Annotated in this window: 11 protein-coding genes and 1 pseudogene; 8 read left to right on the forward strand and 4 right to left on the reverse strand. The window is 65.7% G+C overall.

Annotated features, from left to right (window positions below; all coding sequences use genetic code 11):
• Positions 1-55 precede the first annotated feature (55 nt).
• The 5 genes and pseudogenes from D6M19_RS22230 to D6M19_RS22250 all read left to right on the forward strand — a co-directional run.
• Positions 56-673 (forward strand): annotated as a pseudogene (locus D6M19_RS22230) (DUF1361 domain-containing protein); the annotation flags it as partial.
• Positions 674-853: 180 nt separating this feature from the next.
• Positions 854-1,918, forward strand: coding sequence for a DUF4232 domain-containing protein (locus D6M19_RS22235; protein WP_123027424.1), 1,065 nt, complete (start codon positions 854-856; stop codon positions 1,916-1,918).
• Between the two features lie 17 nt (positions 1,919-1,935).
• The gene (locus D6M19_RS22240) at positions 1,936-3,312 is read left to right on the forward strand and encodes a serine/threonine-protein kinase (protein WP_123027425.1); all 1,377 of its coding nucleotides are present in this window, start codon (positions 1,936-1,938) and stop codon (positions 3,310-3,312) included.
• A 32-nt stretch (positions 3,313-3,344) separates the two neighbouring features.
• Complete coding sequence (locus tag D6M19_RS22245) at positions 3,345-4,034, forward strand: Rv3717 family N-acetylmuramoyl-L-alanine amidase (RefSeq protein WP_123027466.1); 690 nt, start codon at positions 3,345-3,347, stop codon at positions 4,032-4,034.
• Positions 4,035-4,361: 327 nt separating this feature from the next.
• Entirely contained in the window at positions 4,362-5,477 is a 1,116-nt protein-coding gene (locus D6M19_RS22250; protein WP_123027426.1) for a TDT family transporter, read from the forward strand.
• 104 nt (positions 5,478-5,581) lie between these two features.
• Here D6M19_RS22250 and D6M19_RS22255 read toward each other — a convergent pair whose 3' ends face one another.
• Positions 5,582-6,880, reverse strand: a complete 1,299-nt coding sequence (locus D6M19_RS22255; RefSeq protein WP_123027427.1) for an acetyl-CoA C-acetyltransferase — start codon at positions 6,878-6,880, stop codon at positions 5,582-5,584.
• A 46-nt stretch (positions 6,881-6,926) separates the two neighbouring features.
• On the opposite strand from D6M19_RS22255, the gene D6M19_RS22260 reads away from it, so the two are divergent.
• On the forward strand, positions 6,927-8,279 hold the full coding sequence (locus D6M19_RS22260) for a 3-oxoacyl-ACP reductase (protein WP_123027428.1): 1,353 nt from the start codon (positions 6,927-6,929) through the stop codon (positions 8,277-8,279).
• Positions 8,280-8,288: 9 nt separating this feature from the next.
• Entirely contained in the window at positions 8,289-9,131 is an 843-nt protein-coding gene (locus D6M19_RS22265; protein ID WP_123027429.1) for a MaoC/PaaZ C-terminal domain-containing protein, read from the forward strand.
• Here the strand turns inward: D6M19_RS22265 and D6M19_RS22270 are convergent.
• Entirely contained in the window at positions 9,128-10,945 is a 1,818-nt protein-coding gene (locus tag D6M19_RS22270; protein ID WP_123027430.1) for an ABC transporter ATP-binding protein, read from the reverse strand. The genes D6M19_RS22265 and D6M19_RS22270 overlap by 4 nt on opposite strands.
• Before the next feature lie 62 nt (positions 10,946-11,007).
• Between D6M19_RS22270 and D6M19_RS22275 the strand changes: the two genes are divergently transcribed.
• Entirely contained in the window at positions 11,008-12,078 is a 1,071-nt protein-coding gene (locus D6M19_RS22275; RefSeq protein WP_123027467.1) for a methyltransferase, read from the forward strand.
• A 9-nt stretch (positions 12,079-12,087) separates the two neighbouring features.
• On the opposite strand, the gene D6M19_RS22280 is transcribed toward D6M19_RS22275, so the two are convergent.
• Together D6M19_RS22280 and D6M19_RS22285 are read right to left on the reverse strand one after the other, a co-directional pair.
• Positions 12,088-13,872, reverse strand: a complete 1,785-nt coding sequence (locus D6M19_RS22280; RefSeq protein ID WP_123027468.1) for an ABC transporter ATP-binding protein — start codon at positions 13,870-13,872, stop codon at positions 12,088-12,090.
• A 3-nt stretch (positions 13,873-13,875) separates the two neighbouring features.
• Entirely contained in the window at positions 13,876-16,947 is a 3,072-nt protein-coding gene (locus D6M19_RS22285) for a type 2 lanthipeptide synthetase LanM family protein (RefSeq protein ID WP_206428596.1), read from the reverse strand.
• Positions 16,948-17,087 lie beyond the last annotated feature (140 nt).

Genomic DNA, 17,087 nt, shown 5'->3' on the forward strand with positions numbered 1-17,087 from the left:
GACCCCCGGGACTCTTCCCCGGGGGTCTTTTGCGTACATGTCGCAGACTGAGCCGATGACAGCAGTCCGCACCGTCGTCTTGTTCGTCTCGCTGGTAGCGACCTCCGCGCTCACATTCGTGCTCGGCATCACCGACCCGGCGACGCCGCTCTACTACCCCACCCGGTTCCTCGTGTGGAACCTGATCCTCGCGTGGATCCCGGTGTTCTTCGCCGTATGGTTCGCCACGGTGGGCCGCCGCGTCTGGCTGTTGCCGCTTGGCCTTGGCTGGCTGGCGTTCCTGCCGAATGCGCCGTATCTCGTCACCGACCTCATCCACCTGGGCGAGGGTGTCGAGCTCTGGCGCCACGTCCTGCAGTACGGCTTCGCGGCGTGGACCGGCATCCTGCTCGGCGTGGTGTCGATGCGCCTGGTGCACATGCGGTTCGAGCGGGATTTCGGTCGGGTGCTCGGGTGGACGGCGGTCGTCGTCTCGGTCGGGTTGTGTGCGATCGGCGTCGTCATCGGACGCTTTCAGCGGTGGAACTCCTGGGATCTGGTCAGGCAGCCGAACGTCGTGGTGGTACAGACACTCGAATGGGTGCGCTCTCCGTTGGCCTACGTGCAATCGACCGGGGTGGCCGTCGCCGTCGCCGCATTCTTCGGGCTTGCCTACCTGACGATCTGGTCCCTCGACGGGCTTGTCATCGTCGCCAAGGATTCGCCAAGACGATCCGCGCAGCGTAGGGCGCATGAAGATCTCGACGTGGGCGCTCATCGCGTCGGCCGTGGTCACGACGACCGTCGCGATCACGCCGACCGTTCACGCTGAGCCGACCACCCTCGAATTCCATACCGAGGAAGGATCTGAGGTATGAAGGTCACGATTCTGACCGCGTTGGCGGCGATCGCCGCGGCCGCCATCGCCCTGCCTGCGGCCGCTCGAGCCGATCCCCCACCCCCATGCTCGGACGGTCAGGTGCAAGTGGGCAACGGCGGACAGCAGGCCGCGTCCGGACACCGCGAGATCGTGCTGGTGTTCAGCCTGGCGCCCGGCGCGCAGGAGTGCTCGCTGACCGGCTATCCCGGCGTCGACTCCGGAGCGGGTGGTCCGCTCATCCACGCCACCCGCACCATGGCGGGGTTCATGGGTGGGCTGCGGGATACGGACGGGCCGCCCACGATCCCGGTCACCGCGATCACACCCGGTCGAGCCGTCGTCGAGGGAGTGGCTGTCGACAAGTCCGACCCGAACCTCGAGTGCCCGACATACACCGAGCTGTTGGTGACTGCGCCGGACACCACGAACGCCGTCACGGTCCCCGTCGACATCGACACATGCGAGCTCCAGGTCCATCCGATCGGTTCGGCAGCCGCCGACAGCACCTACCACGAGCACAGCGAAAACGCCCAGTACACAATCGATATCACCTATCCGTTGGGCTATCCGGATATGAAGTCGGTTTCGGACTTCGTGGCCGGCGACCGCACCGAATTCGTCGACTGGGTGGCTGAGGTCGGATCGGACGGGCGCAACCGGCGGTATGTCTACGACGTAAGGGCGACGACGTACAGCTCGGCACAACCGGCCAGCACGAGCCTGGTGCTGACGATCGACAACGACACCGGAGGTGCCCATCAGGGCCACCCGGCGACGTCGTTCAAGGCGTTCAACTTCGACGTGGAGAAGCAAACCCCGATTACGTTCGACACCCTGTTCAAACCGGACGCCAAACCACTGGAGGTGCTGACGCCCATGGCGCGCAAGCTCTACGACGCGCCGATGCTCGAGTTGGCACCGTCGGACTTCGGCAACTTCGCGCTCACCGACGACGCGGTCGTCTTCTTTTTCGGCGAGGGCCAGTTGATGCCCGCAGACAACACGGGCCCGCGCCAGATCTCGGTGCCCCGCAAAGAACTGGCGCCGCTGCTGGCCTGACGCGAGATACTGCCTTGGTGGATTCGCGCGTCGGCACGACGTTCGGCAAATACACCATCTCGCGCCTGATCGGCAGGGGCGGGATGGGCGAGGTCTACCAGGCCTACGACACCGAGAAGGGACGCACGGTCGCCCTGAAGATCCTCGCCGACGAGTACTCCCATGACGAGAGCTTCCGGACACGGTTTCAGCGTGAATCGCGCGCGGCGGCGGTACTGCAGGAACCGCACGTCATCCCGATCCACGACTGGGGCGAGATCGAGGGCCACCTCTACATCGACATGCGCCTTGTGCAGGGGCAGACGCTGGCCGACCTGCTCGAGGCGGGTCCGCTGACGCCATCGCGCGCGGCGAACATCGTCGGTCAGATCGGGGACGCGCTCGACGCCGCGCATGCCGAAGGTTTGATCCATCGAGATGTCAAGCCGCAGAACATCATCGTCACACCGACCGACTTCGCCTATCTGGTCGACTTCGGTATCGCCGAGACCAGAGGTGACAGCAGGCTCACTTCGCCGGGTACCAAGGTCGGCACCTTGAACTACATGGCGCCCGAGCGGTTCACCGACAGGACTGCAACCCCTGCCGTCGATGTCTACGCGCTCGGCGGCGTGCTGTACGAGGCGCTGACCGGCGAGATGCCGTTCGCCAGTGACAGTCTCGAGCACCTGATCGCAGCACAGGTGACGATGCCGCCGCCACGGCCGAGCCAGGCGAACCCGCGGGTTCCCGCGGCGTTCGACGAGGTCGTCACGAGGGGAATGGCCAAGGAGCCCGACGACAGATACGGCACGGCAGGTGGCCTCGGCCGCGCGGCGCTGCGGGCACTGAGCGGCGGCGAGCCGACCGCCATCACCACCGTTCCCGCCATGACCACCGAGCTGACCGATTCGATGCGTCGCGACCAGCAGACGACGACGCACAGCAGGGGCTGGGTGCGGTCTGCCGTCATCGCGGTCGTGTCGGCGCTTGTCCTCGGCTGCATCTCTTGGTTGATATGGCTTCTGGTGCAGCCTGATTCGGCCAGCGATACAGCTACCGCGTCGAGCAGCGGCGCCCCCGTCGTGACGGGACCCGATCAGAGCAAGCTCCACCAGACATGCGACGAGGGTTTCGCGATGCCTGGCAGGGACGGGTTCGGAACGCGTGCAGGCAGGGGCACACCCGAAACGTCGTGCTTCTTCACCGACAGCGTGCTGCGGGCGTACTGGGACCAGTACGGCAATGCAAGCCCACTGCCGCGGTCGGTGTCGGCGCCGGGAGCCGTCGACTGCGTGCTCGTGCCCGGCGCCGAATGCGACGGCTCCGACTTCCTGATGAAGTGCCAGCAGTACACCGGCGACAAATGGATCACCTGCACCGGCGGGCAGAGTGCGAGAGTCTTCATGTGGTGACACCGCCAAGCGCGGCCGTCGCAGCCGTAGTCATGGTGCTGGCGGCGCTTCTCAGCCCGGCGACCGCTCACGCGTCGATCGAAGGAAAGTCGGTCTTCCTCGATCCGGGCCACAGCGGCGTCAACGACGCGTCGATGAGCGACCAGGTGCCCGACGGCCGAGGCGGCACCAAGGAGTGCCAGACGACTGGAACCGCAACCAACAGTGGATATGCCGAGCACAGCTTCAACTGGGACGTCGCCACACGTGTGCGGGCCGCCCTCGAGCAGATGGGCGTTCACACCGAGATGTCACGGGCCGACGACGCTTCCGTCGGGCCCTGTGTCGATCAGCGGGCAGCGGCGGCGAACCGAATGCGTCCCGACGCCGACGTGAGCATCCACGCCGACGGCGGACCCGGCTCCGGGCACGGCTTCCACGTCAACTACTCGGCGCCGCCGCTCAACGACGCGCAAAGGGGGCCTGCCATCCAATTGGCCACCGCCATGCGCGAAGCCATGCTTGCCGCCGGACTGCAACCCTCCACGTACATCGGCGCCGACGGATTATCCGGTCGCGCCGACCTCGCGGGCCTCAACCTCGCCGAGTATCCCGCCGTGCTCGTCGAGACCGGCAACATGCGCAACGCCGACGACGCGGCCCAGATGCAAACGCCCGAGGGTCGCCAGCGCTATGCCGATGCCATCACAGAGGGCATCGTGACGTTCTTGACCCAGACATGAAAGGGCGGGTTCGGGAGGACATTCGAGGTGCGTCACATTAGTCTCGCGCGGTCGGCCTTTCACCTCTTGCCGACTCTTTGGATCGGTCACTCCCGAACCCGTCGTGCGATCGACTGTACGCCTGTGATTACGGTCACACCAGAGGTAATTTCGTGCCGTCAGGAGTCCAACGACCGCAGCAGCGCACGGGTGCGTTCGGCCCGCGTCACGCATCTTCGCGAGTGCTTCCACTGTCGAATCGATGTTCGATGCACCGACGGCGCTTACGAGGTTGGTGCTGATCCGCATGGCCTCCATCGAAGCACGCCCGTGCAACGATGAGCAGCAATGACAACCGAACTGGCTCGGCTGCAGAATTTCGGGCCCAATTGGTTCGCCTCGGTGATGGGCACCGGCATCGTGGCAACGGCGGGCGTCACGCTGCCCGTGCACGTGCCAGGGCTGCGCGGGTTCTCCCACGTCGTCTGGGTGGTCGCCGCAGCGCTGTTGGTGGTGCTCATCGTCGCGGTGACCGTTCAGTGGGCACGCCATCCGACGGTGGCGCGCAGCCATGTGCGGAATCCGCAGATGACGCACTTCTACGGGGCCGCGCCGATGGCGTTGATGACCGTTGGCGCCGGTGCACTGCTGATCGGCAAGGACCTGATCGGCGGGCGGATCGCGGTCGACCTGGCCTGGGTGTTGTGGACAGCGGGCACCTTGGGTGGGCTGTTCACCGCGGCGACGATTCCGTACCTCATGTTCACCCAGCTCAACGTTGAACCCGACGCGGCGTTCGGCGGTTGGCTGATGCCGGTCGTGCCGCCGATGGTTTCGGCGGCGACGGGTGCCTTGCTGATACCGCACATGGCGCCGGGCACCGGTCGTACCACGATGCTCTACGGCTGTTATGCGATGTTCGGGCTGTCGCTGGTCGCTGCGCTGATCATCATCGCCATGATCTGGAGCAGGCTCGCGCTGTACGGAACGTCAGGGACGACGCGGGTGCCGACGCTGTGGATCGTGCTCGGGCCGCTCGGCCAGGGCATCACGGCGGCGGGCCTTCTCGGCGCCAACGCCGCGTTGGCCGTGCCCGATGAACTGGCCGACGGGATGCACGTTTTCGCGGTGCTGTTCGGCGTCCCGGTATGGGGTTTCGCGGTGTTGTGGATTGCGCTGGCCACCCAGCTGACCGTGCGCACTCTGCGCCGCGGCATGCCGTTCGCACTGACGTGGTGGAGCCTGACCTTCCCCGTCGGAACATTCGTCACCGGCACCACGCAACTGGCCAATCACACCGGGCTGCCCGCGTTCCGCGTCGCCGCGGTGATCGCCTACGCGGGCCTTTTGTTCACCTGGGGCCTGGTGGCGGTGCGCACAGCGCGGGGCAGTCTGCGGGGAAACCTGTTCGCACCCCCGCCGACGGCGGGGCCGATCAAGGCGGTCAAGGACCCGCCGAGGTAGTCGCCCCGTGTTGCCGTCGGGTCGGGGGGTCAGACGACAACACGGAGCTATCCCGTGTATCGACCGCCGCCGCAGACGCGTTACACGCCGCTGCAACCGGCTGGTCAGGCCTCGAGAATGGCCGCGACGCCCTGCCCGCCTGCCGCGCAGATCGAGATCAGTCCGCGTACCGGCTTGCCCGTCTGCTGCTTTTTCTCGGCGAGCTGCTTGGCCAATTGCGCGACGATCCGGCCTCCGGTCGCGGCGAACGGGTGGCCCGCCGCCAGCGACGAACCGTTGACGTTCAGTTTGGATTTATCGATGCTGCCCAGTGCCTTGTCCAAGCCGAGCCGTTCCTTGCAGTACTCCTCGGACTCCCAGGCCGCCAGCGTCGCCAGCACCACCGAGGCGAACGCCTCGTGGATCTCGTAGAAGTCGAAGTCCTGCAGGCTCAGGCCGTTTCGGGCCAGCAGACGCGGCACCGCGTACGTCGGGGCCATCAGCAGACCGTCCTTGCCGTTCACGTAGTCCACGGCAGCGGTTTCACCGTCGACGTAATAGGCCAGCACCGGGTGTCCGTGCGCCTCGGCCCACTCATCGGTGGCCAGCAGCGACACCGACGCGCCGTCGGTCAGCGGGGTCGAGTTGCCCGCCGTCATCGTCGCGTCGCCCGCTTTCACCCCGAACACCGGCCTGAGCTTGGCCAGCTTCTCCGCAGAAGAATCGGCGCGCAGGTTGTTGTCCCGGTACACCCCGAGGAACGGGGTGACCAGATCGTCGAAGAAGCCCCGGTCGTAGGCGGCCGCCATGTTCTGGTGGCTGGCCGCCGCCAACTCGTCCTGATCGACACGCTTGATACCCATCTCCTTGGCGGTCACCGCGGCGTGCTCACCCATCGACATGCCGGTGCGCGGCTCGCTATTGACCGGAATCTCCACGCCGAGCGCCGCGGGCAGCTTGCCGACCAACTTGAGCCGGTCGACGTTGGACTTCGACCGGCGCAGCCCGAGCAGCACCCGGCGCAGGTCGTCACCGAACGCGATCGGCGCGTCGGAGGCGGTGTCGACCCCGCCCGCCGCCGCCGCCTCATACCGGCCTGCGGCGATGCCGTCGGCCGCCGCGATAGTGGCCTGCAGGCCGGTCCCGCACGCCTGTTGGATGTCGAAGGCGGGCGTGTAGGACGACAGCGAGCTGCCGAGCACGCACTCCCGCATCAGGTTGAAGTCGCGGCTGTGCTTGAGCACCGCGCCGCCGATCACGGCGCCGAGCTTCTCGCCTGCCAGATCGAAGCGGTCGATCAGTCCGCCGAGCGCCGCGGTGAACATGTCCTGGTTGGAGGCGTTGGCGTAAGCGCCGTCGGAGCGTGCGAAGGGAATCCGGTTACCGCCGAGGATTGCGACCCGCCGGTGGGTATCACTAGCCATGCACCCATAGTAACCACCCTTCTTACTCTGGAGTAAGTTCGTCCCCATGGCTACCGACCTGTACTCGCAACTCGTTCACTCGGCGCCCGGAAACTTCGTCGCCAAGCAGCTCGGCATCCCACAGCCCGAGACGCTGCGCCGTTACCGCGCCGGCGAGCCGCCGCTGGCGGGTTCCCTGCTCATCGGTGGTGACGGCCGGGTCGTCGAACCGCTGCGCAGCGCGCTGGCCGAGGACTACGACGTGGTGTCCAACAACCTGGGCGGCCGCTGGGCCGACTCCTTCGGCGGGCTGGTCTTCGACGCCACCGGCATCACCGAGCCCGCCGGGTTGAAGGGGCTCTACGAGTTCTTCACGCCGCTGTTGCGCAACATCGGGCCGTCGGGCCGGATCGTGGTCGTCGGCACGACACCGGAAGAGGCGGGCAGCCCGCACGAACAGATCGCGCAGCGGGCACTGGAGGGCTTCACCCGCTCGCTTGCCAAGGAGATGCGGCGCGGCGCCACCGTGTCGTTGGTGTACCTCTCCCCCGACGCTAAGCCGGCCGCGACCGGGCTGGAGTCGACGCTGCGATTCATCCTGTCCGGCAAGTCGGCCTACGTCGACGGCCAGGTGTTCCGCGTGGGTGCGGCCGACGCGTCGCCGCCCGCCGACTGGGATCGGCCGTTGGACGGGAGAATCGCGGTGGTGACCGGCGCAGCGCGCGGCATCGGAGCCACCATCGCCGAGGTCTTCGCGCGTGACGGCGCCAAGGTGATCTGCGTCGACGTCGACGGCGCCAGCGAACCGCTCGGCATCACCGCGACCAAGGTGGGAGGCACCGCGCTGACGCTCGATGTGACAGCGGCCGACGCTGTCGATCGCATCAGCGAGCATGTCCGGGAGCACTACGACGGCAGGCTCGACATCCTGGTCAACAACGCGGGCATCACCCGAGACAAGCTGCTTGCCAACATGGATGAGTCGCGGTGGGACTCCGTGGTCGCCGTGAATCTCCTTGCCCCGCTGCAACTTACCGAGGGACTGTTCGACAACGGCACCCTCGCCGAGAACGGCCGGGTGATCGGTCTTTCGTCGATGGCGGGCATCGCGGGCAACCGCGGCCAGACGAACTACGCCGCCACAAAGGCGGGCATGATCGGTCTCACCGATGCGCTGGCCCCCAAGCTGGCCGAGAAGGGCGTCACGATCAACGCCGTCGCGCCCGGCTTCATCGAGACCAAGATGACCGAGGCCATTCCGCTGGCCACCCGCGAGGTCGGCCGCCGGCTGAACTCGCTGTACCAGGGCGGCAAGCCCGTCGACGTCGCCGAGGCCATCGCCTACTTCGCCAGCCCCGCCTCGATCGCCGTCACCGGCAACACGATCCGGGTCTGCGGCCAGGCCTGGCTAGGAGCCTAGGCTTACACCGTGACACAGCCGTCTGGCCTGAGAAACCTGCTGCGCGCCGCGGCGGGAGCGCTGCCGTTCGTCCCGCGCGGCGATTCGCTTCCCGACCGCACGCTCACCGTCGACGAGCTTGCGATCGAACCGGCCAACGTCGCCGCGTACGCGAATGTCACCGGGCTGCGATTCGGTGACGCCGTACCGCTGACATACCCGTTCGCGTTGACGTTCCCAACCGTGATGGCGTTGGTGACCGGCTTCGATTTCCCTTTCGCCGCAATGGGTTCGGTGCACATCGAGAACCACATCACGCAGTACCGTCCGATCGCGGTAACGGATACGGTCGGCGTTGCGGTGCATGCGGAGAACCTTCGCGAGCATCGCAAGGGTCTGCTGGTCGACATCGTGACCGACATCAAGGTCGGCAACGACACCGCGTGGCATCAGGTGACGACGTTTCTGCACCAGCAGAAGACGAGCCTGTCGGATGAGCCCAAGCCGCCGCAGGAGAAGCAGCGCAAACCCGGTCCGCCGAATGCCGTGCTGCGCATCACGCCAGGGCAGATCCGCCACTACGCCTCGGTCGGCGGTGATCACAACCCGATCCACACCAACCCAGTCGCGGCCAAGCTGTTCGGCTTCCCCACCGTCATCGCGCACGGGATGTTCAGCGCCGCGGCGGTGTTGGCCAACATCGAAGGCCAGCTGCCGGATGCGGTGAAGTACTCGGTACGCTTCGCCAAGCCGGTGGTGCTGCCGGCGAGCGCGGGCCTGTACGTCAACCGGATCGCCGACGGTTGGGAGTTGAACCTTCGCGACCTCAAGAAGGGCGAGCCTCACTTGAAGGGCACGGTCGAGGCGCTCTAGCGGGCGTTCTGCGCCAGGTAGAGCCTCTTGTAGAGGCCGCCCTCGGCCATCAGCGCGTCATGGTCGCCCGTCTGGGCGATACGACCGTCCTCGAGAACCAGAATCCGATCGGCAACCGCGGCAATGAAATCCATGTCGTGACTGATGACGATGCAGGTGCGGTCCCGCGCATAACCCCGGATCACGCCGGTCAGCCGCGCCCGTTGGTCGGCGTCGAGGTTCTCGGTCGGTTCGTCGAGCAGCAGCACCTCGGGTTGACGCAGCAGGCAGCGTGCGAGCGCGATGAGTCGCTTCTGTCCGCCTGAGGGCACCTGCACGTCGACCACGGTGTCGTAGCCGTCGCGCAGTTTCGCCGGGTCGGCGATGATCGAGTGCACGTGGGCGCTCTCGCAGGCCTCTTCGATCTCGGCGTCGGTGGCGTCCGGCTTGGCCAACCGGATGTTCTCCCGGATCGTGTCTTTGACGAAGAACGGGAACTGCGCGAGCTTGGAGACCTGGTCACGCAGCGACGCGATGGTGACGCCCGCAATGTCGTGTCCGTCGAGCAGAATTCGGCCCTGCCGCGGATCCAGGAACCGCAGCACCAGGTTGAACACCGTCGACTTTCCCGATCCGGTACCGCCGACCAGGGCGACCGTCTCGCCCTCGGCGATCGTGAACGACAACCCGTCGAGGATGGTCTGGTCCTCCGTATAGCCGAACGTGACACCATCGAGGGCGAGATTGCCGTGCACGTCGCCCAGCGGCACCGCGACCGCCGGCTCTGTAACCGTTGGACGGGTATCGAGAAGTTCATAGGTCGATGCCGCGTTCGGCGCCACCGACTTGTAGGTGGTGTAGGCGCCCATCACCCGCTGCGCCGCACCGAACATCGTCGGAACCATCCCGGTGAAAACGATCAGGCCCGCGAACGTCAGCCCGAAGCTCGAACTGAAGCCGATACCGACCAGCAACACCACGACGGTGCTGAGCGCGACGAACACCTGAGATCCGTTCGCGGTCGCCTGCATCCACACCACGGAGCTCGCATCGCTTCGCGCAGCGTCATCGGAGATTGCGCGAAACCGCTTGCTGCGCATGGGCGCAGCATTGAACATCTGAATCTCGGCGATCCCACTCACCGTCTGTTCGAGCTCAGCGGCCATCGCACGGTCGGCTCCCATCACCCGCCGCATCGCCGTCTGGACGCCGCGGCCAGCGTATTTCAGTGTCAGCAGGGCCAGCGGAGTGAGTGCCAGCGCGGCGACAGTCATCTGCCAGGACAGTGCCAACAGATAGCCGACCGCCACCATCAAGACGACGATATCGATCAACGGCGGGAGCAGGCAGCTCGTCAGAAGGCGTTGCACGGCGGCGGGTTCGACGGTGACCCGTTGGATCAACTCGCCGGTGCGTGAACTGGTGAAGAAATCCAGCGACATCGACTGGACGTGGTCATGGACGCGTTGGCGGATATCGACCAGCAGCACCCGGTCGACCTTCGCACCGACCCAGGCGTCGACGAAGTACATGAATTGAGTCAGCACCAACGAGCCCGCCCATGTCGCCAAGAGCACCGCGAACGGGACAGGGCCTGCCAACGAGGCGAGCAGGCCGTTCTCGCGGGCCACCAGCGGGCCCCGCATTCCCCACACGCTGCCGAGGTTTCCGCTCTGGCCTGCGTCGGCGACCACCTGTGCCAACGGCCCGAAAGACGCAGCCGACACGTATGGCAGCGCCGACGCCACCACACCGAGGAGAAGCGAGACGACGATGAGGCCGCGCACCGCGCGCAGCATGCCCAAACTTCGCCACACCAGTCCCCGTGTCGTCATGCATACAGAATGGAGTAACCCTCGGGGCGCTGTCCTAGAGTCGAGCCGTGACCGCGCAGAAGATGCCGCCCCCCAGACTCGTCCGCGCCATGGAACGTGCCCGCCACGTCATCGGCAGCGTCCATCGCCGTACCGCACCGCCCGCGGCGACGATGCTGGAGATGATCATTGGGGCCTGGCGCGCGCAGGGCATCGCCGTTGCCGCCGACCTCAAGGTCGCCGACGCGCTTGCCGACGGACCGCTGACCGCCGACGAACTCGCCCGGCGTGTCGGCGCTGACCCCGATGCGCTCGCCAGGTTGATGCGGGCGCTGATCAGCGAGGGCATCTTCACCCGCAAAGGCAACCGTTTCGCGCTCAATGCGCTCGGTGAGACGCTGCGCTCCGACGCGCCGATGTCGATGGCAGGCATGGCGCGGATGGTGGGCCATCCGCAGTACCGCGAACACTGGAGCGGGTTGGTCGACGCCGTAAGGACCGGGGAGGCGTATCCACCCAAACTGCGCGGCATGGGCTCGTGGGAATGGCTCGAAACGCAACCTGAGTTCGCCGCGATCTTCAACGATGCGATGACGAGCGTATCGGAGTTCGCCGTCGAACCGGTTATCGCCGCCTATGACTTCTCCCCGTTCGTGACCATCGTCGACGTCGGCGGCGGGCACGGGCGGCTGCTTTCGGCGATTCTCGCGGCGACTCCCGGCGCCCGCGGTGTCCTCTACGACCTTCCTCAGGTCGTCGAGGGGGCACCGGAGCTGCTGCGCAGATACGGGGTTGCCGACCGGGTGCAGGTCGAGGGCGGGTCCTTCCTCGACGCCGTACCTGAGGGCGGCGACGCGTACGTGATGAAGAACGTCATCCATGACTGGCCCGACGCCGAGTCCCTGACGATCCTGAAGAACGTCCGGGACGCGGCGAAGCCCGGTGACACTCTGCTGTTGGTCGAGTTCGTGATCCCGGAGCACGACCGCGCGTTCATCGGCAAGTGGGCCGACATGGAGATGCTCGTGCAAGTCGCCGCCCGGGAACGAACGGCCGACGAATACGGGAAGCTCTACGAGCAGGCCGGTTTTCGGTTGACCCGCGTGGTGCCGACCGCGGCGCCGATCAGCCTGGTGGAAGGCAGGGCGGTCTGACGACGATCGTCATTGGGCGCCTTGCTCTGCGGCGCGGCCGTCGGCCAGCACGAATATTCGGTCGGAAACGGCCGTGACGAAGTCCATGTCGTGGCTGATCACGATGCAGGTCCGGGTGCGGGCGTAGTCACGGATGACCCGCGTCAACCGCGTGCGCTGATCCGCGTCGAGGTTCTCGGTCGGCTCGTCGAGGAGCAGAACCTGCGGCTTGCGCAGTAGACAGCGCGCCAGCGCGATCAACCGCTTCTGCCCCCCAGAGGGCACCTGCACGTCGACGATGGTGTCGTAACCGCGGGGAATCTTTGTGGGATCAACGATGAAGTCATGCACTTGGGCCAGCACGCACGCTTTCTCGACGTCTGCGTCGCTGGCATCCGGCCGCGCCATCCGCACATTCTCGCGGATGGTGTCTTTGGCGAAGTATGGAAACTGGGCCAGCTTTGAGACCTGCTCACGAAGAGACCTGATGGTGACGCCACTGATGTCGTGACCGTCGAGGATGATCCGGCCGCATTGCGGTTCTAGGAATCGCAGCAACAAGTTGAATACTGTGGTCTTGCCGCACCCTATCGGCCCAACCAACGCGACCGTCTCGCCTGCTCCGATCGAGAAGGACAGCCCGTCGAGAACCGTCTGTTCAGACGAATAGCTGAATGTGACATTCTCGAAGACGATGTTGCCGTGAACATTGTTCAGTGGCAGCGCATCCGGAGAGTCGTGCACGGTGGGTTTCGTATCGAGCAGCTCGTAGGTGGCGACCACGTTGGGATACACCGACCTGTAGGCGGTATAGGCCGCGACGATCCGCTGCACAGCGGCGAACATCGTCGGAACGAACCCGACGAATACCACCAGGCCTGCGAACGTCAAGCCGAAGCTGGCGGAGTATGCGATACCGACAAGCAAGACCAGCACCGTGTTCAACGCGACAAGGACTTGAACGCTGGTCGTGCCGGTGTTGGTCCAGACCAACACCATCGCAATGCCTTTCGCGGCCGCCTCGGACACGGTTCGAAACCGAACGCTGCGTCGTCGTTCAGCGTTGAAGACCTGCACCTCCGATATGCCGCTGACCGTCTCTTCCAACTCGCCGCCCAGCAAGCGGTGCGCCATCATCATCCGCTGCGTGGCTGACTGGACTCCTCTGCCGGTGATTCGGAGGGCGATGAAAGCGAAAGGCGAAAGCACCAGCGCCACAATGGTCATCTGCCATGACAGTGCGATGAGGTACGCCAGCGCCACGACCAAGACGATGGCGTCGACCGACGGCGGGATCAAACACACGGTCAGCAACCGCTGAACACCTGCGGCCTCCAACTGCACCCGCTGCATCAGTGCGCCGACACGGGAACCGGTGAAGAAGTCCAGCGAAAGCGTCTGAATGTGATCGTGAACGCGCTGGCGGATGACCGTTAGCATCCGCCAGTCGACACGAGCGTCGATCCAGGACTTGACGAGGCCGAGCAGCTGCGCCGACAGCAACGCGACTGCCCAGACGATCAGCAGCGTACCGAACGGCATGGGAGTGGCCAGCCAGCCCAGCGCGCCGCCCCCGGCCTCGTCGCGGCGGCTCAGCAACGACCCTTCCAGACCCCAAACACCTGCCAGATTTCCCTGCATGCCCGCATCGGCAACAGACTGCATTACAGGGCCGAATGCCGCGTTTGCCACGAACGGCAGCGCCGAAACCGCGAGGCCGAGGGCGATCGACGCAGCGACTGCACCCTTGACCTCGCCGAGCATTGTGGCGCTGCGCCAGACGTAGGAGCCCGCCTCGCGACGCGTTGGCTTCATCACCTACTCCCACACCAGGACGTTGGGCAACGACGGATTGACCGCCCGCAACAACGTGTAACCCACCCCTGCGATACCGCGGAATAGGCCGAGGTTGAATCGGCTGGTCCCACCGCTCCACCGATAATCGCCAGTGGCACGGCGTGTTTCGACGACGGTCTGCAGACGCTCGATGGCCAGCTCGCGCAGTTCGCCGCGGTCCAACACGTCGCCGGCCTCGGTGAGGAATTCGATGCTGCCCAGCGTTCCGCAGCACAGTGTGTCGGTCGTCGCAGGCCATGCATCCGCAACACCGTCGAGGGCACGGCCAATGTCGTGTGCGCGCAACTCGAGGGGTTCACCCGCGTGTTTCGTCATGGCGATGCGCGCCAACCCGATGCCAGCAGATCCGTAACACCATTTGCACGGCCAGGCCGAGTCGGCTATGCCTCGAAGATCCGCCCATCCGCGATGGGCGGTGTCGAACGTGGAGTTCTCGAACGCGATACATTCCGTCGCCTCATGTGCGAACTCCTGAGTTCCAGTCGCCGACGACAACGATGCCAGGCTGTACGCAAATCCCGCCGCTCCGTGCGACATACCGTTGAGCGGGTGGCCGAAGACGGGGCTCGTCCAGGTGCGGGCCCCGGGCTGCCCGGCCCGCTGATGGCCCGTCAACCGGCGCCCGCACTTCTCGGCGAGTTCGAGCGCGTCCTCGCGGCCGCTCTGTCGATACAGCCGAAGGAGACCAAGAATCGCACCTGCACTTCCGCTGAGGACGTCCAGGTGGTGGTCGTCGGCGATCACTTCCTCAGTGATCAGCGCCGCCGCGGCGTGGGCATCGTCGAGCACGGCTTCGTCATCGACCAGGGCGGCGATCACCGCAAGGGCATAAACGATCGATCCGAGACCGAGGCCTCCGCCGATCCCCAATGACCGCGCGATACGCGCCGGGTTGCGACCACGCATTTGCCGACGCAAACCCGCCACGGCCGAGCGCGCCAACTCCTTGGCCTCGGCATCGCCGGTAACGGCACCGTAGGCGGCAAGAAACACACCGATGCCGCAGCTTCCGTTGTAAAGATCCGGGCCAAGCACGACGAGCTGGGAGATTTCGGAGTCGCCAAGCCAGTCGAGGCCGATCCACGCCGCGCTTCGGCCCCGCCGGACCGCATGCGAGGCCAGAGCCGCCGCAATGGCGCCGGCCTCCGCGGTGAACACGGCCTCGACAGACGCAGTGCCTGCGGTGCGGACCATGAGCGGTTGGGGTGGCCGATGCCGGAGTAGATCGGTGTTCTGTCGAATCACCTCGAGTTGCCATTCGATCTCACGATCGTCGAGTTCACCCAGCCGCCCGGTTGCGCGGTGGATACCCGGGCCGGTGTCGGTGGTGAAATGCGGAACGTTCAAATCGACGAGCGCGGCTCGCTCCTCTCGCAACAGGGGCCACATCGGGTCGGAATCGATCTCCCAATCAGCCAGCCTCGCAACGAAGTCCGCCTGCGCTGACCAGACGGCGCCATCATCCATCATGTGGCGATCCCGCAAGCGATTGAGCAGGAAACCGTAGAACCGCGTCGGGCGAATGACCGTCCGGATCTGCAGCCCGGTGAAGTCGCCGAAGAGGGCGGTGACAGTTTTCTGTCGCAGGAAGCGTGCATATTCAGCGAAACCCGACATCAGATCGTCGATGTGGTCGCCGAGGCTGCCGCGCTGCCCGTCGAAATAGGGCAGGTTGGACACCGTGGCGACGGTGTCGGTCACCTTCACCGGACTCATCGAGTCGGTGTTGACGTCGGTCCAGCGCACCGTCACCCGGGACGACGAATTGGAGTTGACACCGCCGATCACGAAAACCTTGCTGGTCGAGTGCCTTCCGTAGGCAGGCAGCAAGCCGATAGTGAGGACGGAGTTGACCACCGTCTCCATGGCGGCTGCGTACGCCTGCCCGGTGTCGTTGGTGAGATCGCCGTAGACGCGTGCATCGGCAGCCTGCAGAATCATCTCCAGATCGATGGGCACGGGATGTGATCCGGCAGCCAGTATGTTCTCCTGATGCATGTCGACCGCAACGAATACGTGGAACAGTGCCAGCCAGGCACCAGCTCTGAAGAAGAACAGCGCAAAGTCTTGTGCGCATGTGCATTTCGTGTGCTCGATGAATTCCGTCCAGCCGTAGCCTTCCCGGGCAAGTACCTGCACAGCGCGCAGATCGATCGGCGGGGTGGATGCGTTGAGCCTGCCGACCAGCGCCGCCCAGACGGCGTCGACGCTCAGGTCTTTCGGCTTGTAGACCACGCGCTCACCGGTCTCGAACTCGAGGATCCTCACGGAGCGGCCGAAATTGTGCCGATCCGACAGCCGGCCCTCGATCGCCGCCACCCGCGACACTGAATCAGTGCCGAGCAGCTCACGCCGGATGGCCTCGATGTCGGCCGCCAACCGCGTGACGAACTCGTGTGACGAGTCAATCCATTGCCGGGTGAGCGAACTCATCAACCGCAACAGGACGGGTTTCGCCTCGAAGAGCCGTCGGAATCCCGCGGTCTTCATGTCCGCGACGAATTCGAGGTAGCCGGTACCTCGGCCGCGCGCTTCTGCGAAGAGATCGTAGATCGCCGGTGCCGACAGCTCTGACAGGTCGGACATCAGAGCATCCCGCAAATCACCTACAGAGCTTTCGCTCAGGTTGTCTCGCGCCGCGGGCGTGAGCCCGTCCCAGAGGCGGGCGGCCGCGGCGTCGATCACCGGCGTCAACAAGTGCTCGAAGGGCACAGTCGAGCCAGGCTCGACTGTGCCCTTTTCGGGTCGTTCGAGGGCCGCGGCGACCCAGCTGGCGTCCTCGATCCACGCCGGGGAACCGGTATAGACGGCCGCGAGCCTGGCCAGGACATCCTGACGCGACAGCCCGTCGCGGTCCAGCCGCCGCTTGAACAATGCCGTGTCGGAGCCGGCCGCCGCCCGGCACCAGGCCTCGTAGCGGCGTTCGGCGAGATCGGTGGCGCGCAGCTGCTCCGGCGATGCTGGACCGGCTGCGGAGAGCAGCTCGTCGATCGTCGCAGCGCGGTTCACGATGCGCTCGTCGCCTGGCTCCACGCGCTCCCCCGAACCAATCGAGCAAGGCGTTGCACCTTAGCTGCGCAATGACCCGGCTAATTCACAGAGAATCCACAGATTATTCAACCACCGGCGGTGGCTGCCCTGCTCATACTGCTAGAAAATTAACTGATCCGTCA

The sequence above is a fragment of the Mycolicibacterium stellerae genome, from assembly GCF_003719305.1.
GTDB classification, from domain to species: domain Bacteria; phylum Actinomycetota; class Actinomycetes; order Mycobacteriales; family Mycobacteriaceae; genus Mycobacterium; species Mycobacterium stellerae.

Bases quoted from the DNA above. Each gene is read 5' to 3' on its own strand.
- D6M19_RS22280 (WP_123027468.1), bottom strand. From the start codon at position 13,872: ATGAAGCCAACGCGTCGCGAGGCGGGCTCCTACGTCTGGCGCAGCGCC.
- D6M19_RS22250 (WP_123027426.1), top strand. From the start codon at position 4,362: ATGACAACCGAACTGGCTCGGCTGCAGAATTTCGGGCCCAATTGGTTC.
- D6M19_RS22245 (WP_123027466.1), top strand. From the start codon at position 3,345: ATGGTGCTGGCGGCGCTTCTCAGCCCGGCGACCGCTCACGCGTCGATC.
- D6M19_RS22260 (WP_123027428.1), top strand. From the start codon at position 6,927: ATGGCTACCGACCTGTACTCGCAACTCGTTCACTCGGCGCCCGGAAAC.
- D6M19_RS22255 (WP_123027427.1), bottom strand. From the start codon at position 6,880: ATGGCTAGTGATACCCACCGGCGGGTCGCAATCCTCGGCGGTAACCGG.
- D6M19_RS22235 (WP_123027424.1), top strand. From the start codon at position 854: ATGAAGGTCACGATTCTGACCGCGTTGGCGGCGATCGCCGCGGCCGCC.
- D6M19_RS22270 (WP_123027430.1), bottom strand. From the start codon at position 10,945: ATGACGACACGGGGACTGGTGTGGCGAAGTTTGGGCATGCTGCGCGCG.
- D6M19_RS22275 (WP_123027467.1), top strand. From the start codon at position 11,008: ATGCCGCCCCCCAGACTCGTCCGCGCCATGGAACGTGCCCGCCACGTC.